Genomic DNA, 25625 nt, shown 5'->3' on the forward strand with positions numbered 1-25625 from the left:
GCGTGACGAGCGACCCGGAGGGACTCACTCCCTGCCGAAGCCGGTCACCGGGTGGGGTCGAATCCGCGGTGGACCCGAATCCGCGGTGGACCGCCAAACGGTGGCGAGATGCGCTTGTCACCACGCGGCCCCGGGCGGACCCGCGCCTGTCACCACGCGGCCCCGGGCGGACCCGCGTCTGTCACTATGCGGCTCCGGGCGGACCGAGCGAATCGGGACCCATCGACGCAGGGTCGGTGGATTACCGAACCTGCTCGGCCAGGGATTCCCGCAGCCGCTCGTTCCACTCCTTTTCCAGGGTCACCGTCTCGGTGATGAGATCCGCGATGCGCTGTACTGCCACGGATCCCTTGCGGAAGCGCAGGAAGAAATAGTTCCGCGTCATTTCCCAGCGCCGGGAGAGGGCTTCCGCGTCGGCGGCCCGATCGATCAGCGGCGGGAGTGCACAGGTCTCGGCGGCGGCCCGCAGGAAGCGCGCGTTCAGGGCGCGCTGGCTCGCCAGCTCGCCGAACCAGGCGCTGACCTCGATCGTTCCCACGGGACTGAGCGAGGCGAAGGCCTCCGGGGTGGCGCGCAGTTCGTCGGCGCACGCGGTCGCCAGATCAGCGCCGGCGGAAAAGTGCGCGTTCCCTGCGACGGTGGAGCGGAACCGCTCCTCTTGCCTCTCCTTGTGTGACTCCTTCTGTGCAGCCTGGTGTGCTTTCCCGGCTCCGGGCGGTCCGGCTTTCACGACCACCGTGCGGTTCCGCCAATCGGGGTCGCCCCTGCGGGCTTCTCCGAGCGCGTCCGAGGACATGGCGGTGAACAGCGTGCCGCTCTCCATGAAGCCGTCGAAGAGGGACCCCTGATAGCGGTCGACGATCCTCAGCACGCCCGCCTTGTCGGTGCCGTCTCCGTCCCCGGGACGGATCACTACCCGGTGTGAATGGTGCTGCTGTCCGTGGAACGAGCTGTGGGGGACGTGGAAGGTGTCCACCCAGGCGATCACCGGGTTCCCGTCCGACAGCTGGGCCCGAATGTATTCCTCGGCTCGTCGCGAGTCGGCGTGATGAATGTGGTCGGCGGTGAGTCCGTACCATTCGCTCAGGATCTCCTCGGGCGTCCGACGGTGGATCCCGATCTGTTCAACGGGCCATTCGGAGTCGACGGCGTCCGTCCTGCGGTGGTATCCCCAGTGCTCTCCCAGAACGCTCGGATCGTGACCGAGCCAGGCCGCCGTGATGCCGAAGGTCGCCGAAATGCAGTCAAGTGCCAGGAAATCCCGGTCCGATGCGCCCTGCCGCTCCAAGAAACTCCGCTCCTTCGTTGAACATCGCCGTCCGCAGCTTTCCGGCCAATCCGACGCGACCTCCCGTGATCCCCTTGACGCAGGGTGCCCGCGAGCCCTAGAACGCGCCGGATGCTACGCTGCGCCCCGCCGGGCCGTCGGTGAACCGGCCTCGCCGACCTTCCACTTCGGCCGTCAGACCAGCACATACCTATCTGAAAGGAGACGGGGGCGAGCGTTGAGCGGCCTCCGGTTCCCCATGACCAACTCCAGCAGTCCCGCCACCGAGGAAATAAACGTCGACGATCTGTGCTCGTACGCCGTCGACGTATGGGTGAGCGACCACAGCATCCTGACCGACGAACAGCGCCTCCTCAAGGTCCTTCGTACGGCCGCCGAGAAGGGGAACGCCACGGTACTCGGCGAGTCCTCGCACATCTTCCCGAACGGCGCCGTCACCGCCATCCTCCTTCTCTCCGCCTCGCACCTGAGCATCCACACCTGGCCGGAATTCAGCCTCGCCAACATCGACCTGCTCGCGTACGGCCGCCTGAACGGCGAACGGATGATGCAGAGCGTGGAGTTGGGTCTCTCGCCCACGAGGATCAACGTGACGCGCATGCTGCGCGCGGTGCACTGACCCGCACCCGTCACAGCCACCCCGACAGCGACGTGAGGAACGCCTCGAAGCTGTCCCGGTGGATCGCGTGCGTGGCGTCGGGCACGGTCCGCACCTCGAACCCCCGCCGTGTCAGCTCCGCCCGCATCTCCCCGCTCACCAGCGTGCTCGGCTCCGCCGCCTGGACGAGGGAGCGGACGACCGGCTTCCGCGGAGTGTGGTCGGCGGCACGGTACGCGGAGAGGGCGAGCGCCGACCTCTCGTCCCAGGCGTCCAGCGCCGCCAGCTCGGCCGCGATCTCCCGCTCTCCCCACTGCGGGCGCAGACTCCTGATCAGCAGCCGAGGGGCACGCTTGAAGAGGGTGAAGACGGCCGGGTCGAGGGTGCCGTCCGGGCCGCCGAGCCGCCAGGCGGGCTCCGAGTAGACGGCACGCTCCGGCTCCAGTTCCGCCACGGCGAGAGCCAGGGCCAGGGCGCCGAGCGAATGGCCCAGCGCCAGCTCCGGGCCGCGGGGCAGTGTCTCCAGCAGGTCCTGTGCGAACAGGTGCGGCGCGTACACGCCCCGGCCGCTGCCGCCGTGACCGCGCAGGTCCACGGCGAGGACGCGATAGCCCCGGCCGGTCAGGACCGGAACCAGTTCGTGCCAGGTGCGGTGGTCGGCCATCAGTCCGTGGACGAGGACAGCGACGCGGTCGCCGCTGCCCCACTCCCGTGTGTGCAGTCGCATGCCGCGCCTGCCCTCACCCGGCCGCGGCGGAGGCTTCCTCCGCCGCCTCGGCCGCCAACTCACCAAATGCGTGGGCGGATTCCGGCAGCACCCACAGGCGCTCCGCCCACCCCGGCGTGCCGAGCTGCCGGCCGTGCCGCACGATCCGCTTCGAGACCGCCTCCAGCACCTGGAGCCGGTAGGGCCACAGCGCCTCCTGCTTGGTGCGTACCGCCGCCTCCGACGCCGGGATCAGTACCGGGGCCGGCGTGCCCCGCTCGGGGCCGACCGCGAGGCGTCCGGCCTCGGCCGTGGCGTCGGCGAACAGCGAGTACGGCATGTCCTCGTAGAACGCGACCCGTTCGGGCTCCAGCCACTTGCGGGCGATCAGCTGCAGTGCTGCCTGCCGGGTCAGGACGTGGTCGACATGCCCGCCCACGGCCAGCGGTACGAGCACCGGGCCACCGCCCGTCACCTCGGCGGCCAGGTCGGCGGTGACGCGCTCGAACAGCTCCGGCTCCGTCGCCCGCGCCGCGTCCACGGCCTGCGGCCCGAGGAAGTAGCCGTCCCGCCAGGCGGCGCGGTCGGCGGCATCCGTGTGACCGAGCACGGTCAGCTCCGCGCCCAGCACCCCGCACGCCACGTGCTCCTCTGCCAGCAGCAGGCGCGAGGCGAGCGCGGGGCGGCTCCGGTAGTGGGGGCGGCGCGTCCACGTCTCGTGCGAGAACACGTCCACCACCCGGCCGCCGAACCGGGCGAGCAGTGCGCCCAGGGCGAGTTGGGCGTCGTCCGGGTGGGGAGACAGGACGGTCAGGGAGCGTGCCGGCTGCGGGCGGGGCCGCGGAGCGGCGACCACCAGACCCGCCGTATGCCAGCCCGCGATCAACTCCCGTTCCTGGGAAGGCCAGGAACGGTACGGGCGGGTGCCGTCGCATGCGTGCCACAGCTCCGCGGCCGACGAGGGGAAGAGCGCCGGATCGACCGGTTCGCCGAGGAACCGTACCCCGGCACCGTCGAACTCGGTGTGCGGCAGCCGAATCGGCCGGTCGTCCGCCTGGAGTGTGTGCGTCGTGCGCCGGACCAAGGGGGCGGGGGAGGGGCGCTCTGGCATGCGCAGGAGTGTAGACCAAGGGTCGATCATGGAACTATGGGAAGGAGAAAGAGAGTTAGGGCACGCGACAGGCCTGTGATCCACTCCGTGATCCGTACGCGACGAGAGGCTCGAACAGCATGTACGTACTCACCCGGGGACTTGCTGCGCCGGAAGCCACCCGTCTGCGAGAGGCCTGTGAGCGCACGGGGCTGCCGCTGAGGGAACCGGCGGCGCAGGACCGGCGGGAGTTGGCCGCGCACGTCGCCGACGACCTTCTCGTCGCCTTCGTGGCCGCCGAGGCGGACGGCTCGGCTCCGCTCGAACTGCGCGAGACAACCCGCGAAGGCGCCTACGCGGTCCTCGTACAGTCGGCGCCGACCGCCAAAGGCACGCTGACGGCGCTCCGTTCGGGCGCGGGCTTCGTCATGGCCGCGCCGCTCGGCGTGGAACGCCTCGTGTCCTTCCTGACCTACCTCCGGGACGTAGCCGCCCCCGCGTCCGCCCAGATCCTCGACCTGGACGAGTCCGGCGCGCTCACCACGCCGTCCGCGTCCGTGCGGTTGTCGGACGCCGAGGCCAAGGCGCTCCGCGCGCTCGCCGACCGCCGGGCCGTCATCGTCCCCCGGCCCGACCTGCTGCGGCTGACCGGCGAGGACCCGCGCGACGTCATCGAGTCGCTGCGGGCCCGTTTCCGGGAGGTCGGCTCGGGCGCACAGATCCTGAAGGTGCCGCACATGGGGTTCCGGCTGGTCGGGGAAGTGCGGCTGAAGGCCGGCGCGTGACAGCGGCGGTCCTGCCTCCGCGCCCGGTGCAGGTGTGGTGGGCCCGCCTGGCCGACGCCCACCCGGACCTGGTGGGACTGCTCGACCCCGTGGAACGCGGCCGCTACGAGGCCACGGCCGACCCCGGCAACAGAAGCCGGTTCCTCGCGGGCTGTGCGGTCAGCCGGGTGGTGCTCGGCGAACTGCTGGGCCTGCGGCCCGCCGACGTGCCCCTGCGGCGCGTGTGTCCGCGCTGCGGCGGGCCGCACGGCAAGGTCACGCTCGACGTACCGACCGGGAGCGTCCACGCGGACGTCCGCTTCTCCGTCTCGCACAGCGGGGACGTGATCGGGTTCGCCGTCTGCCGTGGCGCGGACGTCGGCCTCGACGTCGAGGACGGCGCCGGCGCCGATGTGGAGAAGGTGGCCCCCCGCGTCCTCGGCGAGACGGAACTGGCGGCTCTGCACGCACGCCCGGCGGCCGACCGGCCGGCGGCCTTTCTGCGCTACTGGACGCGCAAGGAGTCCGTGCTGAAAGCGATCGGCGTCGGCCTGCGTGTTCCGCTGCGCCGACTGGAGGTGTCGGATCCCAAGCTGCCACCGGCCGTGCTGAGTTGGCCTGAAGGGATGGATGCCCGTCAAGAAGTGCGCATGGCGGATACGGTGGTTGACACGACGCATCCCGCGTCGGTCTCGGTGACGGGAACAACCGAAGTGACACTCGTACCGCACGACACGTCGGCGATGCTCCGGGCGTGGCGTTAACTCCGTTTATTCTGCATCGACTTCTTTTACGGACCACGGGGAAGGGTTAGGGTCAGATGTCGGACGTCGTGCTGTTGACCCCGCGTGAGATAGCCACGGGTGCACTCAGCCTGAACAACCAGAACGTGACCGTCACCGACGAGGAGTACGTCCAACTCGACCCGGCACTACGGATTTTCTACGAGAAGGTCCGGGAGAATCTGGGCCTGGCCTGCATCACCGGATATCTGCGCAATGCCGGACACTCCGTCACATCGCTTAATCTGCACGGCCGTACGCCCAGCGATGACGCCATCATCGAGCTCATCCGCCGTGAGCGCCCCCGTTTCATCGGCATCAGCATCATGTACGACCTGCACATCATCGATGCCATCCGGCTCATCAGGTGCGCGCGGACCGCCGACCCGGACGTCTTCATCGCCATCGGCGGCGCCTTCTGCACGTACAACGCGAAACTCATCGCCGAGCAGGTACCCGAGGCCGACTGCGTCACCTTCGGCGAGGGTGAGCTGACGGTCGTGGGGATCATGGACCGGTTGACCGCCGGGACCGACTGGCGGGAGACGCCCGGGCTGTTCTACCGCGACGGCGACCGGGTGCGCAGCAGCGGCATGCCCGTGCTGCCGGACCTCGGCAACCTCGTCTGGCCGGCCCGTGACGTGCTTCAGTACCACAAGGCGGCCGGCATCGCGACGCCCGTGGCCTCCACGTTCACCAGCCGAGGCTGCCACGCCAAGTGCACCTTCTGCTACGCGCCTCGCCAGCCCGGAGTGGTGGACGGCTTCTGGCGGATGCGACCGCCCGGTGACGTCGTCGACGAGATCGAGTACCTGCAGAGGGAGTTCGGGACCCGTTTCATCTGGTTCAACGACGACAACTTCGGTGGGGCGTTCGGCGACGGCTTCGCGCACGCCGTCGAGTTCGCCGAGACCGTCCTCAGTCGTGGCCTGAAGTTCCAGTTCCACTGTGAGTTCCGGGTCGACTCCGGGCTGATCGACCACGAGGCTCTCGACCTGCTGCACCGGGCGGGGCTCTCGTCCGCGCTGCTGGGCATCGAGTCCGGGTCTCCCGGCATGCTGCGGCGGTTCAAGAAGGGCACCACGGTGGCCTACAACCTGGACGCGGCCCGCATGTTCAAGCGCAAGGGCCTCGGCCTCGACCCGGGCTGGATCATGATCGAGCCGAAGACCACCATCGACGAACTCTGGGAGAACCTCGAGTTCATCGTGGCCGCTCGGATCCACGAGGCGGACAACCCGTTCTTCCTCATCAACCGCGCCATCGCCCTGCGCGGCACCGAGATGTACGACAAGATCGAGGAGCCGCTGCCGCTGGCCGACATCGAAGGCCTGGAGGGCGACGCCTACGAGATCCTGCGCACCGCCCGCCGTGACTACCGGGTGCCGGACCCCCGGGTCGAGGCCTTGTGGAGCGCGTGGAGCGAGGTAGGCGAGGAGATCAGCGACCGCAAGGAGAACGTCCTGCCGTTCATCGCCCAGAAGATCGCCCTGGGCGCCCGCCGGCTACGGGGGACGGAGCACAATCCGCGCGCCTTCCTCAGTCGCCTGCGGGCCTGGCGCAACGGGCTGCCGGAGCTGTTCCTCGCCTTCATGAACTACGGGCTCGTCCTCGCCGAGACCGACCCGCCCGACCTCGCCACCCGGCTCACCGCCGATCTGCGGGACCTGGTGGCCGACTACGACGCCGAGCACCTCGGCGAGTCCTTCGAGGAGTTCGGCGAGCGGGTGGAGCGCGTCTGCGGCGCCGAGGCCCTCGTCGCGGCGGGAGTGGGCCGATGACCCTGCGCTACGGAGTGGTCGGCTGTGGTCGCGTCTTCCAGCGCTATCACCTGCCCGTCGTCACCGACCACGAGGACTACACGCTCGTCGCCGCCTGCGACACCGACGCCGACAGTGCTCGCTCGGTCCTCGGCGCGGCCGCCGACGGCGTCCTCGTCACGACCAGCCTGGAGGAGTTCCTCACGGTCGGCAGGCCGGACGTGGTGGCGGTGTGCACCCCCAACGACGCCCACACCGAGCCCGTGCTCGCGGCCCTCGCGGCCGGGGCACACGTCCTGTGCGAAAAGCCGCTGGCCGCCGACGTGACCGAGGCACGCCACCTGGCCCGCGCGGCCGGCGCCGACCGGCTCGCGGTCAATCTGCCCTACCGCTTCCACGAGCTGGTGCCGGCGTTCCTGAAGGCGTTGCCCGAGGGTCCGTGTGAGATCACCTTGACCTTCACCACCGCCGGCCAGCGGCTCTGGCGGCCGGTGACGAACTGGTACGGCGACGCGGCGCGGGCCGGCGGCGGGGCACTGGTCGACCTCGGCGCGCACGCCCTGGACCTGCTGATCACCGTCTTCGGCCGGCCCCGGCCGGTCTCCTGCCGGGTCGACGCGGCAGGTGTGGAGGAGCGGGTGGTCGCCGACCTGGAGTTCCCGGCAGGTCCTGCGAAGCTGCGCATCGATCGCCGCAGCCGGGTCATGGGCCTCACCCTGGAGGCCACCGCCGCCAGTGGCGAGAGCACCGTGCTGGACCTGCGACGCGGCGAGGTGCGCAGCGCCGCGGGCACGGTCACGGCCGAGGACCGCCGGCCCGAGCTGGCGGCGATCCGCGGCTTCCTCGATACGGTGGCGGGCCGGGCCCGGGGCCGCATGGTGGCCCCGGCGCAGGCGCTGGAGGTGCAGGAACTCATCGTGGCGCTGTACGCCGGCGCCGAGTGCGATCAGGAACTGACGCTCTGAGTGACGTCCTGTCCGGTTGCGGGGGCGTCGGATATGACCGGCCGGAACGTCTCCTTCAGCTCCCGCAGCCGGGCGCGTGAGCGCTCCCCCGAGTACAGGTGCGTCGCGCCGATCTCTTCTTCCGTGATCCGGTCCAGGAAGAACAGGTTGATGACGTCGGACGGCGTGGCGCAGGTCTTGCAGAAGCTGAACCGCGGCCGGTCGTGCATGAACAGGTCGTAGTGCTGGTGCGAGCCGTACTGGTCGAGCAGCAGCTTGCGGTCCTGTGCCAGGTTGCCCATCGGTTTGACCCAGGCGTGCGGGCATGCGGAGACATCGCCCTGGCCGAAGAGCTGGGCCATGGTCGCCGTGACGAAGCAGCCGAGGGTGCGCACGTTCGTCTTGAGCTGTTCGGCCATGTGCTCGACGTAGGCGCGCGGCGGCAGGACGTCCGCGAACTCGTCGTAGCGCTCCACCAGCGGCATCAGGTGGTCGCCGGGCGGCGGGCCCATCCGCTCGGCGGTGTCGCCGCGCACGGGGAAGAAGTACAGCGTGGTGCTCCCCGCGACCTCGTCGCGCAGGTACCGGGCGAACTCCAGCTGACCCGCGTAGTTGGCGTCGGTGAGCACCGACTGGATGTCGATGCGCAGCCCGGCCTCGGCCGCCGCGTGGAGACTGCGCATGATGACGTCGTGCAGCTTCGCCTGCTTCGGGGGCAGGCGGTGCCGGTTCAGCTCCAGCGTGTGTCCGTCCAGGGAGATGTTCAGCTGGACGTTGCCCATCGCGGCGAGGGCCTCGATGCGCCGTTCGTTGAGGAACACACCGTTGGTGATGACCTGGACGGTCTCGTAGCGGCGGCTGGCCTCCTGGACGAACTCGGTGGACCCCTTCAGCCAGAAGAACTCACCACCGGAGAGCCGCAGAATGGGCGCGTCCACGTGCTCGTGGTACATGTCCAGTATCTCGTGCCAGTCCTGACGGCGATCGGTGGTGAGCCGCAGCCGTGCGTCCGGCACGTTCATGAGGAGGTTGTACTCCTCGGTGAGGCAGTAGGAACAACGCATTTGGCAGAGTTGTTCCTCGATGACCATGTCGTTCATCAGGAAGGGGAGTCGACCGCCTTCTGCCGCCGAGGCGGTGAGTGCGGCACGAAACTTTTCCTTAAGGCGCATGAAAGTCCCCGTTTTGCGGTCGGCTTGGGATTTACGGCCAGGTCGCTCGACCGGTCAACCCTAACTGTTCGTCAACCAGGTATCCATAGCACCCAGTTGGGTTCCGGTTGGGGCTCCATGAGCGGGAAACACTCTGTACATGTGGGGAAGCGGCGGTCTTCCGGTCTGGGGGTGGACCTTGATCGGCACCGTTGGTTAGCATGCCGTCGGTGAAGGCCGGACAGCCACGGGGGCACTGAAGGCATGAGCGCAATCCGCCGTATCGACGTCACGCTGAAAGACCACGACTACGCCGTCCACGTCGGATCCGGCGCTCGTCGGCTGCTGCCGGCCGTCCTGCGGGAACTGGGCGTCGGCCGCGTCGCCATGGTGAGTGCCCTGCCGGAGAGAGAACTCCCCAATCCCGGTGTGCCGTTCACGGTCGTGCCGGTGGCCGACGGCGAGCGGCACAAGACGCTCGCGTCGGTGGAGTCGTACTGCCGCGCCTTCGTCGGGGCGGGGCTGACACGGTCCGACGCCGTGATCGCCTGTGGTGGCGGCACGACGACGGACACCGTCGGCCTGGCCGCCGCCCTCTACCACCGTGGCATCAAGGTCGTGCACCTGCCGACCACGCTGCTCGCCCAGGTCGACGCGAGCGTCGGCGGCAAGACCGCGGTCAACCTGCCCGAGGGCAAGAACCTGATCGGTGCCTACTGGCAGCCCAGCGCGGTGCTGTGCGACACGGACTTCCTGCACACCCTGCCCCGACGCGAACTGCTCAGCGGATACGGGGAGATAGCCCGCTGCGCGTTCATCGGCGCCGGCGACCTGCGCGGACTCGACCTGACCGAGCAGATCGTGGCGAGCGTGAAGCTCAAGGCGTCGGTCGTCGCCCGCGACGAACGCGACCGCGGTCCGCGCCACATCCTCAACTACGGCCACACCCTCGGGCACGCCATCGAGCGTGCCACCGACTACGCCTGGCGACACGGCGAGGCGGTCGCGGTCGGCACCGTGTTCGCCGGGCTGCTCGCGGGCCGGCTGGGCCGCGTCGACCGGACCAGGGTGGCCGAGCACCAGGAGATGGTGGAGAGCTTCGGACTGCCCACCTGGCTGCCGTCCGGCGTGTCCGTTCCGACCCTGGTGGAGCTGATGCGGCGCGACAAGAAGGGGCAGGACGCCGACGCCGGACTGACGTTCGTCCTGGACGGCCCCCGGGGGGTCGAGCTGGTGCCCGGGATCGACGAGCACCTGGTCTCCTCCGTCCTGGCGGACCTGCCCTCGGGCCCCGCCCCCACCTCGGCCTGAGGAGCGCCATGCCCGACGCCCCGCCCGGCCCGAGCGCCATCTCGGGCACGACCCGCCTCTACGTGGTCCTGGGAGACCCGGTGGCCCAGGTGCGCGCCCCCGGCCTGCTGAACGACCTGTTCGCCCGTACCGCGCGGGACGCCGTGCTGGTCCCCGTGCATGTCGGCCCCGACGGCCTCGCGGAGGTGATGCGGGGACTGCGCCGGATGCGCAACCTCGACGGGATCCTCGTCACCGTGCCGCACAAGATCGAGGTGTGCCGGTACGCCGACCTGCTGGGCCCGGCCGCGGAAGTGGCCGGCAGCGCCAACGCCCTGCGCAGGAACCCCGACGGGACCTGGCTCGCCGAGAACTTCGACGGCGCCGGCTTCGTCCACGGGCTGCGCGACAACGGCCAGGACCCCGCGGGCGCGACCGTCGCCCTGGCCGGGGCCGGAGGCGCCGGACGGGCCGTCGCCGCGGCGCTGCTCACCGCCGGCATCGCCCGGATGCGGCTGTACGACCCCGACCCCGTCCGCCGGGAGGACGTACTGGCCCGGCTGGACGCACGCTGGCCGGGCCGCGTCACGGTGGGCGCGGAGGGCGACTTCGACGGCGACGGCGCCGACATCGCGGTGAACGCGACCCCGCTGGGTATGCGCCCCGGCGACCCGCTGCCCTTCGACCTCGCCCGCCTGCCGCGTACCTGTGCGGTCGCCGACATCATCATGAAGCCGGCCGAGACCGCCCTGCTCAAGGCCGCCCGGGAGAGCGGACGCCCCGTCGTGTACGGCCGCCACATGCTCGACAGTCAGGTGCTCCTGTACGAGGAGTTCTTCGCACTGCACGCACCGGAAGGAAACGGGAGGTGGAAGCCGTGATCGACCATGCCCAGGCCGTGGCCCTCGCGCAGCGGGCCCTGGCGCACCTGGAGGCCGGCACGACGGACCAGGCCGAGGACGTGCTGCGGGTCCCCGTCACGGAATACCTCGACCCCGACCGCTGGCGGCGCGAGGTCGACGTCGTCTTCAAACGGGTCCCGCTGGCGCTCGCGCTCTCCGTCGAACTCCCGGGCGCCGGCTCCTACAAGGCTCTCGACGCGCTGGGCACCCCGGTCCTGCTCACCCGTGGACAGGACGGCGTCGTACGGGCGTTCCTCAACGTCTGCCGCCACCGCGGAGCCCAGCTGTGCCCGGCCGGAACCGGCACCCGGCACCGCTTCCGCTGTCCCTACCACGCCTGGGTGTACGACGACCGGGGCGGCCTCGTCGCCGTGCACAAGCCGGCCACCTTCGGGGACGTCGACACCGCCGAACTGGGGCTGCGCCCCCTGCCCGTCGTGGAGCGCCTCGGCTTCGTATGGGTGTGCCTCACCCCGGGCGCCACGATCGACCTGGACGCCTGGCTCGGGGACTACGCGCGCGAGCTGGAGCGGCTGGAACTCGACAAGTGGCACGTCTACGAGCAGCGCGAACTCGACGGCCCCGGCTGGAAGGTCGCCTTCGACGGCTATCTGGAGAGCTACCACATCCAGGCGCTGCACCGCACCACGTTCGCCCCGACGTCCACCTCCAACCTGATGGTGGTGGACTCCTTCGGGCCGCACCAGCGGATCCTGTACCCGGTCAAGTCGCTCCGGACGCTGCGGGACATCCCGGTCGAGGACTGGGACCCCGCTCCGCACTGCGGCACCGTCTACACCGTCTTCCCCAATGTGTCGATCGCCGGCACCTGGGAAGGGCACGGAGTCGTCTCCCAGATCATGCCCGGCCCGGGCGTGGACCGGAGCAGCACCGTGCAGACCATCCTGACGCGCGTGCCCCCTGTCACCGAGGAGGACCGGCGCTACACGGCGGAGTTCAGCGAACTCGTCGAAAGAGGGGTGGCGGACGAGGACTATCGCACCGGATTTGACGTACAGGCAGCTTTGTCCTCCGGAGCCAATACGCACTTTGTCTTCGGACGGAACGAGTTGGCCTTGCAGCATCACCATCGCTGGCTGGACCGTCTGCTTGCAGGGACCAACTAGGCTCCGACAGAGCTTTTTTGAGGCTAAGTCAGCATGGACAGCCTCTGGCCCACCGGATAGATTGTCACTCGTCCGAACGAATGAAAGGCTGTCTGTGAACCGCGACGAAGTGCTCCAGGAGATCCACCAAATCGCCAAGGAGTTTGCCGCCTCCAGTGGTCGCACGGTGAACGAGAACAGCAGCAACTTCCTCGAAGCCTATGGATTCACCTCGTTGGACGCGCTGGAGTTCCTGCTTCTCCTCGAGGAGCGCTTCGGTGTGACGTTCGAGGACGAGGACCTCACCGAGGACACGCTCACGTCCGAGGACCGGCTGGCCGACTACGTCGTCGAACGTCTCGGCTGAGCAGCGGGAGCCCCGCCCCATGACACCCCCCAAGCTGACGGAAGTCGCTGAGGGATTCTCCGTGCACGCCGTCAGCGCGCTGGACGCGCGCTTTCTGTACCGCGAGATGTTCGAAGGCGGAACGTACGCCGGTGTTTCCCTTCCCGACGAGCCGTTCGTCATCGACGTCGGCGCGAACATCGGGCTCTTCACGCTCTTCGTGAAGCAGCGGCGGCCCAAGGCGCGCATCGTGGCCTTCGAACCGCTGCCCGAACTCGTGGCGGCCCTGCACGCCAACGTGGCGGAGTTCGGCCTCCACGACGTGTCCGTGCACGAGACGGCCCTGGGGAGCGAGGAGGCGGCCGGAGTTTCCTTCCGCTACTACCCGCTGCTCCCCAGCAGTTCGACGCTGTACCCGCAGGACCAGGGCCAGCTGAGAGAACTGCTGGGAAAGAGTTTTCCGCCGCGGGTCGTGGAGCGGATGTTCCAGGGACGCGAGACGACCGTCACCGTCGAACGGCTCTCGAGTCACATCGGCACCGACCGACCCGTCGATCTCTTGAAGATCGACGCCGTGGGCTCCGAACTGGAGATCCTGCGGGGTGTCGACGCGGAACTGCGCCCCCTGCTGCGCAACGTCTTCATCGACGTCCAGGACGTGCACGGCCGGGTCGCCGAACTCTGTCTGTATCTGCGGGAGATGGGCCTGGAGCCCAGCGTTCTGAAACCGCCGATGGCGGACGGGGAGGACACGCTGAACCACCTGATCCACGCCGTGCGGCCGTGACACAAGGAATCCTGCGAGCTCAAAGAGGGGGAACACCGGGATGCTGACGCTCGGCCTGGGCGGGTCCAACCACGACTTCGCCGCCTGTCTCGTCTCCGACGGCGTCATCGCCGCAGGCATCGAGGAGGAGCGGGTACGCCGGGTCAAGTACTCGGTCGGAGTCAACTCGCTGTTCAACCAGTCGTGGCGGTACTGCCTCGACATGGCGCAGGCACGCCTCGCGGACGTCGACGTCATCGTCGCCGACGACACGCTGCTGGCACCCGCGTACTTTCCCTTCCGCAAGCGGATCCACCTGATACGCCATCACATGGCGCACGCCGCCAGCACCTTCTTCCCCTCGCCCTTCGAACGGGCCGCCATTCTCGTGGTCGACGGAGCGGGCAGCCTGATCGACGACCAGGGCGTGGAGACCCTCACCACCGCCGTCGGCGAGGGCACCACCATCACCGAGCTGTCCAAGGTGCTCGGCACCAACTGGTCCACCGACGGCCTCAGCGCCCTTCGGGTCTACCAGGCAGGCGACAGCGACCATTCCCTCGGCTACATGTACAAGGCGGTCAGCAAGGCCATCGGCTTCGTCCTGTACGAGAACGAGTACGAAGGCCGCCACTGGTACCTGTCCGAGGACGGCAAGACGATGGGCCTCGCGCCCTACGGAACCCCGCGCTACTGCAAGGAGTTCCGCGACTACCTCACGCTGCTGCCCGACGGCCGCTACGAACTGCACCTCAAGAACGGCGGACTGCTCGACTTCATCGAGCACGCCCTCGACGGCTACACGGGCGACGAGCGCTTCGCCCGCGCCGCCGACCTCGCCTACGCGGCCCAGGACACACTGGAGGAGGCCCTCCTGCACGTCGCCCGCCGGCTCCACGCGGACACCGGGCTCACCGACCTGTGCCTGGCCGGCGGAGTCGCGCTGAACTGCGTGGCCAACGGCCGGCTGCTGCGCGAGACCCCCTTCGAGAACGTCTTCGTGCAGCCCGCCGCGGGCGACGGCGGCTGCGCCGTCGGCAACGCCTACTACGGCTACCACGTCATCGCCGGCCGGCCCCGCGAAAAGCCCGCCCGCACCGCCCAGCGCCACGCCTACCTGGGCCGCACCTACGACGACCGCGAGGTACGGGCCGCGCTCGACGCGTCCGGACTGCCCTACCGCAAGGTGGACGAGCCGTCCCGGATCGGGGCCGAACTGCTCGCGCAGGGCAAGCTGCTGGGCTGGTTCACCGGCGGGTCGGAGTTCGGGCCGCGCGCCCTGGGCCACCGCAGCATCCTGGCCGATCCCCGGCGCGCCGAGATGAAGGACATCATCAACGCCCGCGTCAAGCACCGCGAGCCCTTCCGGCCCTTCGCCCCGGCGGTGCTGCGCGAGCACGCGGCCGACTACTTCGACCTCGACATCGAGTCGCCCTACATGCTGATCGTGGCCCCGGTCCGGCCCGAGAAGCAGGGCGAGGTCCCGGCCATCGTGCACGTCGACGGCACCGCCCGGGTGCAGACCGTGACAGCCGAGGACAACGGCGCGTACCACGGGCTGATCGCGCACTTCCACCGGTTGACCGGAGTTCCGGTGGTGCTCAACACCTCGTTCAACGACAACGGTCAGCCGATCGTCGAGACCCCGCAGCAGGCCCTCGAGTTCTACGGCGGCAGCCGGCTGGACTGGATGATCATCGAAAACTACGTGGTGGCGCACTCGGCCGACGACCTGGACGCCCTGGCGCCCTCCCTGTCGTCGGCGACCGGCAGCCCCGCCACCGACTGAGACCGACTGAGAGGGACGCACTGTGGCTCTGGCACTCGACGGCGGGAATCCGGTCCGCCGCCACGACTTTCCGGCCTGGCCGTACCACGACGACACCGAACGCGCGGCGCTGATCCGCGCGGTCGACCAGGGCCAGTGGTGGCGAGTCGGCGGCTCCGAGGTCACCTCTTTCGAGGCGGAGTTCGGCGAGTACCACGGCGGCACGACGCTCGCCGTCACCAACGGTACCCACGCCCTGGAACTCGGCCTGGAACTGCTGGGCCTGAAGCCGGGCGACGAGGTGATCGTGCCCGCCTTCACGTTCATCTCCACCTCCATCGCGGTGCAGCGCGCGGGCGGCGTCCCGGTCCCGGTCGACGTGGACCCCGTGACGTACTGCCTCGACCCGCAGACGCTGGAGGCGGTCCGCACACCACGGACACGTGTCGTCATCCCCGTCCACATGGCCGGGCACGTCGCCGACATGGACGCCATCGGCGCCTGGGCCGCCCGGCACGACATCGTCGTCTTCCAGGACGCCGCGCACGCGCACGGCGCCGTCTGGTCCGGCCGTCGCGTAGGCGACTTCGGCACGCTCGCCGCGTTCAGCTTCCAGAACGGCAAGCTGATGACCGCGGGCGAGGGCGGGGCGCTGCTCCTGCCCTCGCAGGAGTGGTTCGACGAGGCGTTCTCCCGGCACAGCTGTGGCCGACCCCTCGGCGACACGGACTACGAGCACCGCACCCCGTCCTCCAACTACCGCATGACGGAGTTCGCCGGGGCCGTCCTGCGCGCCCAGCTCGCACGGCTCTCCGAGCAGAACGCACGCCGCGAGAGCCGTTGGAAGACGCTGTCCGCGGCGCTGCGCGAGATTCCCGGTGTGGTCCCGCAGGGCCGCGATCCGCGCTGTGACCTCAACCCGCACTACATGGCCATGGCCGCCCTCGACCCCGCGGCGCACCCCGGCGTCGACCGTGACCTGGTGGTCAGGGCGCTGGTCGCCGAGGGCATCCCCGCCTTCGTCAACTACCCGCCGGTCTACCGCACCCAGGCTCACGAGGCGCTGCGCGGCAACGGACTGCCGGACACGGCCGAGCTCGCCGAGCGCAACCCGGTCAGCGAACACCTGGGCGCGCACGGCTTCTGGCTGCACCACCGGGTGCTGCTCGGCACGGACGCCGACTGCGCCGACGTCGCGGAGGCCGTGGCCAAGGTGCTGACCGAGCTGGCGGGGAAGAAGCGTCCCGCTTGATGAGGGTCGCCGTCATCGGGCTGGGCTGGGTGGCCCGCGAGGTATGGCTGCCCCGGCTGGTCAAGCACCCGGACTTCGAGGTCGTCGCCGTGGTCGAGCCGCGGCCCGAGGCCGTCGAGCGGGCCGCCGCCCTGGTGGGCGGGGCACGGGTGTACGACGGGTACCAGGAGCTCGGGCCGCGCGAAGCCGACCTCGTGTTCGTCCTCACCCCGAACCACACCCACGGCGCCCACGCGAGCCACTTCCTGCGCCAGGGCCTCGCCGTGTTCCTGGAGAAGCCCACCGGCACCGACTTCGGCCACCTGCGGCTCCTCGAAGACGCCGCCCGCGACGGCGGGGGGCGGCTGCTGCTCTCCACCGCCGCCCGCCACCGCGCGGACGTGGGGGAGCTGGCGCGTCTCGTCGCCGACGGGGCGCTCGGCACGCCCCGCCAGGCCGAGCTGAGCTGGGTGCGCTCCCGGGGCATTCCCGGAAGCGACTGGTTCGCCCGCCGGGAGACGGCCGGCGGCGGGGTGCTGGTCGACCTGGGCTGGCACGTCATCGACGTCCTGCACCACCTGTGGGGCGCCTCCGGCGTTCGCCACGCCACCGCCCTCGCCTCCAGCGACTTCCTCACCCGCGCGGGCTGGGGCGCGGACTGGCACACGGGCACGGCCGGCCTGCGGAACGCCGACGTGGAGGACCAGCTCACCGCCCTGGTGGCCACCGAGCGATACGGAATGCACCTGCGCTTCGCCTGGGCCTCGCACGAGCCGGTCGACCGCACCAGGCTGGTGCTGCACGGCACCGCGGGCACCGCCGAGCTGACCACCACGTTCGGCTTCAGCCCCCGGCGTGTGAGCGAACCGACGCTCACCCTCCGCCAGGCGGGCGGAGAGCGTCGAGTGCCGCTGCCCCCGGCCGCCGTCGGCGACGAGTACGACCAGCAACTCGACGCGCTGGCCGCCGAACTGGCCCGGCCCGATGCCACGGACCGGGCGCTGCGCGAGGCCCGCGAAGCCCTGGCCGTCGTCGAGGCCTGTTACCGCGCCACGTCCGCCCGTTGGACAGCACCGGAGACGAATTCATGACTGCATCCCTGTCCGAGCCGACGGCGCTGCGCTACGAGCCGCTGCGCGGCCTCGCCCTGTGGGGCCAGGAGGAGAAGGCCGCCGCACTGGACGTGCTGGAGAGCCGCTCCCTGTTCCGCTACTACGGTCCCGCGCTGCAGCGCCGCGTCGAGCGGTTCGAGGAGCGGTTCGCCGCTCTGCACCAGGCCCCCCACGCGGTCGGCGTGTCCTCCGGCACCGCCGCCCTGACCTGCGCCCTGATCGGCCTGGGGATACCCGAGGGCGGTGAGGTCATCGTGCCGTCGGCCACCTTCATCGGCTGCGTCAACGCCATCGTGGCCGCGCGCGGTATCCCCGTCTTCGCCGACATCGACGAGTCGCTCACCCTCGACCCGACGGCGTGGGAGAAGCTCGTCACCGAGCGGACCTTCGCGGTCATGCCCGTCCACCTGAACAACGCCGCCGCCGACATGGACCCGATCCTGGCCGTCGCCCGTGAGCACGGCATCCGGGTCCTGGAGGACGCGGCCCAGGCCTGCGGTGTCAGCTACCGGGGGCGCCCGGTGGGCTCGATCGGTGACGCGGGCGCGTTCAGCTTCCAGCTGGAGAAGAACATCACCGCCGGTGAGGGTGGCGCCGTCGTCACGACGGACCCCGGCGTCCACGACCGCGTGGTCCGCTACCAGGACCAGGGCGGGCAGTTCACCACCTCACGCAGCGGCGAGCGCGGCGGTGCAGCGGGCGAGGCCCTCCTCGGCGCCAACCTGCGGATGACCGAGATCGCCGGCGCCCTGCTGTCCGTACAGCTGGAACGGCTTGCTCCGATGCTGCGTCGGCTGCGCGACATCGCCCGGACCGTCCGAGCCGACCTCGCCGACCTGGAGCTCGAATGGCGGCGGCTGCCGGACGAGGAGGGCAGTGGCGGCGATCTCACGGTCCTGCTGGACGACCGCATGGCGGCACGCCGGTTCGTCACCGTGCTCACCGCGGCCGGCATCCCCGCGGCCACGCTCTATTCGGGCCGCCTGGTCCAGCAGAACCCCGCCGTCCGCGCCGGCCGCACCCCCTGGGGCGTCGCCTGGGACGCCACCGCGCGTCTGCGCGCCAGCGAGGCCGTGCTGGGCCGGTCCGTGACCGTCGGACTCGGCGCGACCATGACCGACGAGGACGTCGCCCATGTGGTGGCGAGCATGCGGGCGGCGTCCGAGGCCGTCCGAAAGGGAGCGAACGGTGAGTGACCTCTGGCCGCGGGCCGTCGTCCTGGACCTGGACGGCGTTCTCATCGACAGCATCCACGTGATGCGCAGGGCCTTCCAGCGGGCGTACGACCTCACGGTCGGCGACGGCGAGGCACCCTTCGAGGAGTACCTGACCCACCTCGGGCGGCACATGCCCGACACCCTGACGATCATGGGCCTGCCCGCCGGGATGTACGAGCCGTTCGTCGTCGAGAGCCGCAAGCTGGTCCACGAGATCGAGCCGTGCCCCGGCGCCGCGGAACTGCTCGCCGGACTGCGCGAGGCCGGCGTTCCGACAGCCGTCGCCACCGGCAAGACCCATGGCCGTGCCGTGGAGGCACTGGCGGCGACCGGCCTGCTGGACCTGGTGGACGCGGTGTGCGGCAGCGACGAGGTGGCCAACGGCAAACCGGCTCCCGACATCGTCCTGCTCGCCCTGGAGAAGATCGGGGCCGCTGCCGAGGGCGCCGTCATGGTCGGCGACTCCGTGCTGGACCTGCGGGCCGGCCGCGCGGCCGGCACCCGTACGGCCGCGGGCCTCTGGGGGCAGGGCGACCGGGAGGAACTGCTCGCCCACCGGCCCGAACTGGTGGCCGGCTCGTGCGCCGAACTGGCCGACCTGCTGCACCGCCGTGAAGGGACCCCCGCGTGACCATCGCCTCCACCTCCCGTGACCTGCTGCTGCTCAACGGCCCCAACCTCGGCACGCTCGGCACGCGCGAACCCGGGATCTACGGCACCACCACCCTCGCCGAGGTGGAGGAGTCGGTGGCCGAGCTGCTGGCCCGCGCCGGGTACGGACTGCGCAGCGAACAACACGACGGCGAGGGCGAGTTGATCCGTGCCCTGCACAAGCACCGGGACACCGCCGCCGCGATCGTCAATCCCGGCGCGCTGATGATCGCGGGCTGGAGCCTGCGCGACGCCCTCGCCGACTACCCGGCGCCCTGGGCCGAGGTGCACATCTCCAACGTCTGGGCCCGCGAGTCCTTCCGGCACAACTCCGTCGTCTCGCCCCTCGCCGTGGGCGTCATCGCGGGCTTCGGCACCCACGGGTACGAACTCGCCGCCGAGGCACTGGTACGGCGGCTGGAGGCGGCGCAGGGTACGGCGAAGTGAGCGCCGCGAACCTGTGGGAGGCGTTCTCCCGGGCGGACCTCGACCCCGACGCGCCCGCGCTCGGCGACCTGACCCGCCGGGCGGCCGTCGTACGGGTGACCGAGCTGGCCGGACGGCTGCGCGCACAGGGCGTACGGCCCGCCGAGGCGGTCGGCCTCCAAGGCCCCAACCAGCCGGAATGGGTGCTGGGCCTGCTCGCGCTGACGGCGGTGGGCGCCTGCCCCCTGCTGCTGCCCGCGGACTCGCCACCGGCGGAGACCCGCAGGCTGCTGAGGACCGCCGGAGCCCGGCGGACACTGGTGGCGGACCCGGGCGAGGCGGACGGGGCGGTGCTTCGGGCGCGGGACGGCGGCACGGACGGCGGGCTCGTCGGTGACGGGATCACAGGAGCCGACGCAGACTCCGGTCCGGTCGCCCACGCGCCGGGCACGCTGGTGCTGGTCTCCTCCGGATCGACCGGGACGCCCAAGCTCGTGGCGCGCTCGCCGCGTTCCGTGCTCGACGAGGGCGTGCGCTACCACCACGCCGGTCTGGCGCGGCCGGACGACCGCGTACTGCTCCCGCTGCCGCTGAGCCACGCCTACGCGCTCGGCTGGCTGGCCGGCGCGCTGGTGGCCGGGGCGCACGTGGACCCGGTGCCGCCCCGTGCCGTCGGCGCCGTGCACAGCCGACTGCGCGAGCGGGCGACGGTCCTGGTCACCGTGCCCGGCCTGGCCCGCGTCCTGGCGCGCCGGCGGGCCCTGACCGACGACGCCCCGTTCCCCGCGCTGCGCCGGGTGATGGCCGGCGCCGGATACGTGGACGCCGAACTGGACGCGCTGTGGACCCGCACCATCGGTGTGGGAGTCTCCCGCAACTACGGCTCCAGCGAGACGGGTTCCGTGCTGTGGGGAGATCCCGGACTGCCGTCGGGAGCCGTCGGCGGTCCGATGCCCGGCGTGCGGGTCGACCTGCTGGACCCCGACGGCACGCCTCTGCCCGGCCGGGGCGCGGCCCAGGGGGAACTCGCCGTAGTCCTGGAGGACGGCTCGGTCCACCGCCTGCACGACCTCGCCGATCGCGACGAGCACGGCGTCCACCGCATCCTGGGCAGGGCCCGGCGCGGAGTGGTCCGCCGGGGGGCCCGCTGGGTCTCCACGATGGAGGTGGAGTCGGTGCTCCGGGCGGCCCCCGGCGTCGCCGACGTCTCGGTCACGGCGACGGGTCCCGACGACTCGGACGACCAGGGGCTCACCGTCGAGTACGTGCCCGCCGACGCCGACCTGGCCGCTCCGGCACGGGTGCAGGCGTTCGCCCGTGCCGAACTGGCCGCGTACAAGGTGCCCGACAGCTTCCGGCCGCGCTACCGGCTGCGCCGCTCCGCCGTCGGCAAGGCGCAGGCGGCCCCCGTGTACCGCCTCGCGCGCGCCGCCCGCCCCGGGACCACGGCCGAGCAGGTCCTGGCGGCGGCCCTCACCGAACTCGGCCTGCTCGCGGGCCTGGGCCATGGCGGCACCGCCGCCGACCTGGCCGGGACGGCGGGGCTGCGCGTGGATGTGCTGTCGCCCGTGCTGGACACCGCCTGCGCGCTGGGGCTGCTGGTCACGGACACCGCCTCGGCGGGTGCGCCGGACGCCTGGGCGTACTCCCCGGACGTCGTGCCGGCCGGCCGGGCGCTGGCGGCCCGGGTGCGCGGCGAAGCGGCGGGGGAGCGACCGGTACTGCCGGGCGCGCCCGCCGGATCCCCGGCAGCGGAGAAGGCCCTGCGGGAGAGCGTCGAGGGGCTGCTGGCCGAGGCCGCCGTCGACGGTGCGCTCCTGGAGATCGGCGACGGCGGTGCCCCACCGGCGGCCGACGCCGAGTACGGCGCCTGCGTGGTCCTCGGGGGTGTCCACGGTCCGGCCGCCCAACTCGGCTCACTCGCCGCACTGCTGAGGCCGAAGGGACTGCTCGTGGTCGCTGACGCCTTCGTCCACGACCCGCTCGCCCTCACCGACGACATGAGCCGGACGACGGCGGTCCGCTGGCTCGTCGACGGACACCTCCACTGGTGGACGACGCAGGAGCTGCGGGCAGGGCTGGAGGCCGTGGGACTGCGGGTGGAGGAGAGCCGCGGTGCCGAGCAGGCGCCGTACGCGATCCTCGTCGCCCGGAAGCCGTCGTGACCGGTATCCCTCCGCGTACGCATCCCGGCACGGCGGGCGGCGTTCTCGCCGTGGACATCGGAGGCACCAAGCTGGCCCTGCGCGCGGTCGCCGCCGGGGCGGCCGTGTACGAGCGCACCGTCGTGTGGCCCGCCGGCGGTGACGGGGGAGGCGAGTCGGAGCTGTTGGAGGCGTCCGTCGCCGAGGCGGTCGGCGCGCTGGGGGGAACGCCGGCCCGGATCGGCGTGGCGGCGGCGCCCAATGTCGGCGCCGACGGGTCCGTGGTGAGCTGGCCCAACCGGCCCCACTGGGTGGGCCGTTCGCTGAGCGCCCCCTTCGCGGGCAGCGGCGCCGAGGTCCTGTTCGGCGACGACGCGACGCTCGCCGGGCTGGCGGAGGCCCTGTCCACGGGCAGTCGGGACCTGGTCTACCTGGGCATCGGTACGGGCGTCGGCGGCGGGGTGGTCAGCGGTGGCCGACTGCTGACCGGCGCCTGGGGCACGGCGGGCGAGCTGGGCCATCTGGTGGTCGATCCGCAGGGCCCGCGCTGCCGGTGCGGCACGCGCGGCTGCCTTCAGGCCGTGGTCTCGGCCGAGGCGCTGGCCGCTCACGCCGCCGCGGCACGCGGACTTCCCACGACGACCGCCGAGCTGGTGGCGGGCGTGGACCGGGCCGAACCGTGGGCGGAGCGCACCCTCGACCACGCGGCCGACTCGATGGCCGGCGCGTTGCGAGTCCTCGTGGAGCTGGTCCAGCCCGCGCAGGTACGCATCGGAGGGGGCCTCGGAGCCGCGCTCGCGGGCCTGCCCCGCAGGGTCGCGCGTCGCCTGACCGCGACGGCCCGCCCGGGCCGGCCCCTCCCCGAGGTCGGTCCGGCCGTCCACGGTCCGCACTCCTCCCTCGCCGGCGCCGCCCTTCTCGCCGCCCACGGCACGAGCGTGCTCGGTGGGGCGGACCTGTACCGCGAGGGGAGCCCGTCATGACCCGGCCGACGGTCAGCGTGGTCATCCCGACCCGCGACAAGGCGGACAGCCTGCGCCTCGTCCTGGCCTGCCTGGCCCGTCAGCTGTGCCCGGAGCCCCACGAGATCGTGGTCGTCGACGACGGCTGCACCGACGGCACCGCCGACGTCGTGGCGGCCGCCGCCGCACAGCTGCCCCTGCACACCGTGCCGGGACCACGGGCGGGCCGCGCCGCGGCACGCAACGCCGGGGCGGCAGCGGCCCGCGGCGGCCTGCTGATCTTCCTGGACGACGACATCCTGCTCCCGCCGCAGGCCCTGGCGGCCCACGTCGCCGAGCACACCGACCGGGAGCCCGGTTGCGCGCACGGGCCGGTCCGTGAACTTCCCGCCGCACGGCGTCTGCTGGCCGCCGCGCGGGACGAAGTCCTCTTCGATCCCCACGCGGCGGCGACGGGCGGCCGGTTCGGGCGCACGGTGGCGAACGCCCTGGAGACACTGGTGACAGCCATGAACACGGGTGAACTGGAGCCCGTGGCACCATGGTTGACGTGCATCGGTGCCAACACCTCGATGCCGTACGGGCTGTGGGAGCGATCCGGCGGCTACGACGAGACATTCGGCACGACTTGGGGGTGCGAGGACCTCGAACTCGGCCTGCGCCTGTGGTCGTCGGGAGCCGGGATGCGCCTCGCTCCCGCCGCACCGGGCGTGCACCTCACCCACGAACGCGCCGACCGCTGGGAACAGCACACGGTGAACCTCGCCCGGTTCACCGAGAAGCACCCCGTGCCCGCCGTACGCGCCCTGCCGGAGCTGCTCGGCCCCTCGGGAAACAGCCGCCGGTACGTCACGGCCGTACGGACCCTGGAAGAGAGCCCCCGCCCATGAACCACGTGGCCAGGACCCACCCTCCGTCGGCCGGCCCCGCCCCGCTGCCCCTGTTCTCCCGCCAGGACTGGTGTTGGGAGTGGACCCGCAGCTACACCGGTGACTCCACGCCGATCGAGTCGTCCGAGACCCTGCTGTTCCACGGGCCGCTCGACACGGGAGCACTGCGGGACACGCTGGCCGAGATCGGAACCCGGCACGAGGCGCTGCGCCTGCACCTCGTGGCAGGGGCCGGCCCGGACCCGTCCGCGGTCTGGCCCGGACAGGGGCTGCGGTCCGAGCCGGGGCCCCTGGACGTCGTACGGGCCCCCGCGCGGGAGCGTGCGGCGGAGGTGACGCGGGTCCTGTCCCGGCCTCTCGACCTGACGGACCGCATGACGCGCACGACCCTGGTGCGCACGGCGGAGGAGGAGCACGTCCTCGTCGCGCAGTTCCACCACCTGATCTTCGACAGCACGTCCCATCGCCTCTTCCGTGACCTGCTGGCCCAGGGCTACCGCGAGCGCATCGCACCGGGCGACGGCGCCGCCAAGCGCCGTGGTGAGCCCGCGAGTTACACCGGCCTGATCAGCCGGGAGCACGCACCCGAGGTACGGTCCGCCGTGCAGGGGCGGGCCGCCGCCCTCGCCGGGGAACTGCGGGCGTACGGTGCGGCCGACCCGCTGGCGGGCGACGCCGGGGCGGTCGTCGCCGCGGCGGAGTTCGGCTCCCTGCCGGTGGCGCTGACGGCCGAGCGGACCCGCCTGTTGCTGCGGCGCTCGCGCGCCGAGCGCGTCACGCTCCACACCGTTCTGCTGGCGGCCCTCGTGCACGCCGTGGCCACGGTGTACGGGCGGGACCGCCTGGTGTGCTCCGTGTACACGCACGGGCGGACCTCCGCGAGCGCCCGCGAGACGCTCGGCCTGTTCAGTACCGTGGTCCCGGTGCCGGTGGACACGGAGTACCGGTCCCTGACGGAGTTCCTCAAGGCCGTCCACGACAGCGTCCGGAGGGCCTCGGACGCGGCCGACCTGCCGTTCAGCGAGATCGCCTCCCGCGTCCTGGACCGCCCGCCGGGCGAGGGGGCCTACTACCGCAGCGCTCTGGCCCACCTGGAACTGCGGCTGAGCGGAGTGACCGGCTGGCTGCCGGAGGAGCCGAACCCTGTGCCGGCGTTGCCGTCCGGGCTCGCCGTGACCCCGCTGGACCTGTACCCCGAGCACCCGTTCCCGGTCTTCGCCGGCCCCGAGCAGGCGCTGGCGTGCGCCAGCACCCTCTTCGCCGACCTGGAGATGGCGGACGGGGCTCTCACGGGCTCGGTGTGGTACGAGAAGCACTATCACGATGCCACAAGGGCGGCACGGGTGGGCGAGATATTCATGCACTTCATGGAGCGATTGAGTGAGGGCGCCGTTTCATGATGCATCGTCAGAAATCGCTACCGTGACCGGCATTGCCGCGACCTGACGGATATCCGGAATCGGCACGGCCCTGTGGCAAGCCTTATTGACGGGAGATCACTTCGCCTGGAAGCATTCCCCTGCCACCGACCGGTGGCAGAGGAACCCGCCTACAAAGAGGGGAAGTTGACATGACGAAGGTCAATTCTGTAAGCCTCGCACTCATCAATCTCGAGCAGCTCCGCCGTCAGGCCGCGGCCGAGGCGAAGTAGGACCACCGACAAGTGCCGTACGGGGAGTCACGATTTCCCGTGCGGCACTCGTCGCACCTTCGGGCGAGGGAGCGCATGGA

General features: G+C 71.4%; 24 protein-coding genes. 20 read left to right on the forward strand and 4 right to left on the reverse strand.

What is annotated here, in order from left to right; translation table 11 throughout:
* Positions 1-241 precede the first annotated feature (241 nt).
* Positions 242-1288, reverse strand: coding sequence for a BtrH N-terminal domain-containing protein (locus tag ASD48_RS29715; protein WP_057604825.1), 1047 nt, complete (start codon positions 1286-1288; stop codon positions 242-244).
* A gap of 217 nt (positions 1289-1505) precedes the next feature.
* On the opposite strand from ASD48_RS29715, the gene ASD48_RS29720 reads away from it, so the two are divergent.
* Positions 1506-1907, forward strand: a complete 402-nt coding sequence (locus tag ASD48_RS29720; protein ID WP_242432767.1) for an S-adenosylmethionine decarboxylase — start codon at positions 1506-1508, stop codon at positions 1905-1907.
* 10 nt (positions 1908-1917) lie between these two features.
* Here ASD48_RS29720 and ASD48_RS29725 read toward each other — a convergent pair whose 3' ends face one another.
* Both ASD48_RS29725 and ASD48_RS29730 read right to left on the reverse strand, forming a co-directional pair.
* Positions 1918-2613 carry an alpha/beta hydrolase gene (locus ASD48_RS29725; RefSeq protein ID WP_057604827.1) on the reverse strand — a complete coding sequence of 232 codons (696 nt, stop codon included), beginning with the start codon at positions 2611-2613 and terminating at the stop codon, positions 1918-1920.
* Positions 2614-2626: 13 nt separating this feature from the next.
* A complete protein-coding gene (locus ASD48_RS29730) occupies positions 2627-3703 on the reverse strand; it encodes a PIG-L family deacetylase (protein ID WP_157880727.1) in 1077 nt (358 codons plus the stop codon).
* 119 nt (positions 3704-3822) lie between these two features.
* Here ASD48_RS29730 and ASD48_RS29735 point away from each other — a divergent pair, with 119 nt between their 5' ends.
* From ASD48_RS29735 to ASD48_RS29750, 4 genes are read left to right on the forward strand one after another with little or no spacing between them, the layout of a single operon-like run.
* Entirely contained in the window at positions 3823-4467 is a 645-nt protein-coding gene (locus ASD48_RS29735; RefSeq protein ID WP_157880728.1) for a hypothetical protein, read from the forward strand.
* Positions 4464-5210 (forward strand): 4'-phosphopantetheinyl transferase superfamily protein, encoded by a 747-nt coding sequence (locus ASD48_RS29740; protein ID WP_057604830.1) that lies wholly within the window; start codon positions 4464-4466, stop codon positions 5208-5210. The genes ASD48_RS29735 and ASD48_RS29740 overlap by 4 nt, the downstream gene beginning before the upstream one ends.
* A 56-nt stretch (positions 5211-5266) precedes the next feature.
* Positions 5267-7009, forward strand: coding sequence for a radical SAM protein (locus ASD48_RS29745; RefSeq protein ID WP_057604831.1), 1743 nt, complete (start codon positions 5267-5269; stop codon positions 7007-7009).
* Entirely contained in the window at positions 7006-7953 is a 948-nt protein-coding gene (locus ASD48_RS29750) for a Gfo/Idh/MocA family oxidoreductase (RefSeq protein ID WP_057604832.1), read from the forward strand. Before ASD48_RS29745 ends, ASD48_RS29750 begins: the two co-directional genes overlap by 4 nt.
* Here the strand turns inward: ASD48_RS29750 and ASD48_RS29755 are convergent.
* Positions 7935-8996 (reverse strand): radical SAM protein, encoded by a 1062-nt coding sequence (locus ASD48_RS29755; protein ID WP_057604833.1) that lies wholly within the window; start codon positions 8994-8996, stop codon positions 7935-7937. The genes ASD48_RS29750 and ASD48_RS29755 overlap by 19 nt on opposite strands.
* A gap of 351 nt (positions 8997-9347) precedes the next feature.
* Between ASD48_RS29755 and ASD48_RS29760 the strand changes: the two genes are divergently transcribed.
* The 15 genes from ASD48_RS29760 (at position 9348) to ASD48_RS29830 (ending at position 25294) form a co-directional block, all read left to right on the forward strand.
* Positions 9348-10394, forward strand: coding sequence for a 3-dehydroquinate synthase family protein (locus tag ASD48_RS29760; RefSeq protein WP_057604834.1), 1047 nt, complete (start codon positions 9348-9350; stop codon positions 10392-10394).
* 8 nt (positions 10395-10402) lie between these two features.
* On the forward strand, positions 10403-11254 hold the full coding sequence (locus ASD48_RS29765) for a hypothetical protein (protein WP_057604835.1): 852 nt from the start codon (positions 10403-10405) through the stop codon (positions 11252-11254).
* Positions 11242-12402: an aromatic ring-hydroxylating dioxygenase subunit alpha gene (locus tag ASD48_RS29770; RefSeq protein WP_079074047.1), complete on the forward strand. Its 1161-nt coding sequence runs from the start codon at positions 11242-11244 to the stop codon at positions 12400-12402. The genes ASD48_RS29765 and ASD48_RS29770 overlap by 13 nt, the downstream gene beginning before the upstream one ends.
* A gap of 94 nt (positions 12403-12496) precedes the next feature.
* Positions 12497-12748 (forward strand): phosphopantetheine-binding protein, encoded by a 252-nt coding sequence (locus ASD48_RS44480; RefSeq protein ID WP_020129798.1) that lies wholly within the window; start codon positions 12497-12499, stop codon positions 12746-12748.
* 19 nt (positions 12749-12767) lie between these two features.
* Positions 12768-13514, forward strand: coding sequence for an FkbM family methyltransferase (locus ASD48_RS29780; RefSeq protein WP_057604836.1), 747 nt, complete (start codon positions 12768-12770; stop codon positions 13512-13514).
* A gap of 40 nt (positions 13515-13554) precedes the next feature.
* Positions 13555-15282: a carbamoyltransferase C-terminal domain-containing protein gene (locus tag ASD48_RS29785; RefSeq protein ID WP_057604837.1), complete on the forward strand. Its 1728-nt coding sequence runs from the start codon at positions 13555-13557 to the stop codon at positions 15280-15282.
* A gap of 22 nt (positions 15283-15304) precedes the next feature.
* Entirely contained in the window at positions 15305-16513 is a 1209-nt protein-coding gene (locus ASD48_RS29790; RefSeq protein WP_057604838.1) for a DegT/DnrJ/EryC1/StrS family aminotransferase, read from the forward strand.
* On the forward strand, positions 16513-17583 hold the full coding sequence (locus ASD48_RS29795) for a Gfo/Idh/MocA family oxidoreductase (RefSeq protein WP_057604839.1): 1071 nt from the start codon (positions 16513-16515) through the stop codon (positions 17581-17583). Before ASD48_RS29790 ends, ASD48_RS29795 begins: the two co-directional genes overlap by 1 nt.
* A complete protein-coding gene (locus ASD48_RS29800) occupies positions 17580-18800 on the forward strand; it encodes a DegT/DnrJ/EryC1/StrS family aminotransferase (RefSeq protein WP_057604840.1) in 1221 nt (406 codons plus the stop codon). The genes ASD48_RS29795 and ASD48_RS29800 overlap by 4 nt, the downstream gene beginning before the upstream one ends.
* Positions 18793-19452 (forward strand): HAD-IA family hydrolase, encoded by a 660-nt coding sequence (locus ASD48_RS29805; protein ID WP_057604841.1) that lies wholly within the window; start codon positions 18793-18795, stop codon positions 19450-19452. Before ASD48_RS29800 ends, ASD48_RS29805 begins: the two co-directional genes overlap by 8 nt.
* Entirely contained in the window at positions 19449-19919 is a 471-nt protein-coding gene (locus ASD48_RS29810) for a type II 3-dehydroquinate dehydratase (RefSeq protein ID WP_057604842.1), read from the forward strand. Before ASD48_RS29805 ends, ASD48_RS29810 begins: the two co-directional genes overlap by 4 nt.
* A complete protein-coding gene (locus ASD48_RS29815; RefSeq protein ID WP_057604843.1) occupies positions 19916-22063 on the forward strand; it encodes an AMP-binding protein in 2148 nt (715 codons plus the stop codon). The genes ASD48_RS29810 and ASD48_RS29815 overlap by 4 nt, the downstream gene beginning before the upstream one ends.
* Positions 22060-23025, forward strand: coding sequence for an ROK family protein (locus ASD48_RS29820; protein WP_057604844.1), 966 nt, complete (start codon positions 22060-22062; stop codon positions 23023-23025). The genes ASD48_RS29815 and ASD48_RS29820 overlap by 4 nt, the downstream gene beginning before the upstream one ends.
* Complete coding sequence (locus ASD48_RS29825) at positions 23022-23894, forward strand: glycosyltransferase (RefSeq protein ID WP_057604845.1); 873 nt, start codon at positions 23022-23024, stop codon at positions 23892-23894. The genes ASD48_RS29820 and ASD48_RS29825 overlap by 4 nt, the downstream gene beginning before the upstream one ends.
* The gene (locus ASD48_RS29830; protein ID WP_057604846.1) at positions 23891-25294 is read left to right on the forward strand and encodes a condensation domain-containing protein; all 1404 of its coding nucleotides are present in this window, start codon (positions 23891-23893) and stop codon (positions 25292-25294) included. Before ASD48_RS29825 ends, ASD48_RS29830 begins: the two co-directional genes overlap by 4 nt.
* The last annotated feature ends 331 nt before the right edge of the window (positions 25295-25625 follow it).

It is taken from the genome of Streptomyces sp. Root1310 (assembly GCF_001426425.1).
GTDB lineage: Bacteria > Actinomycetota > Actinomycetes > Streptomycetales > Streptomycetaceae > Streptomyces.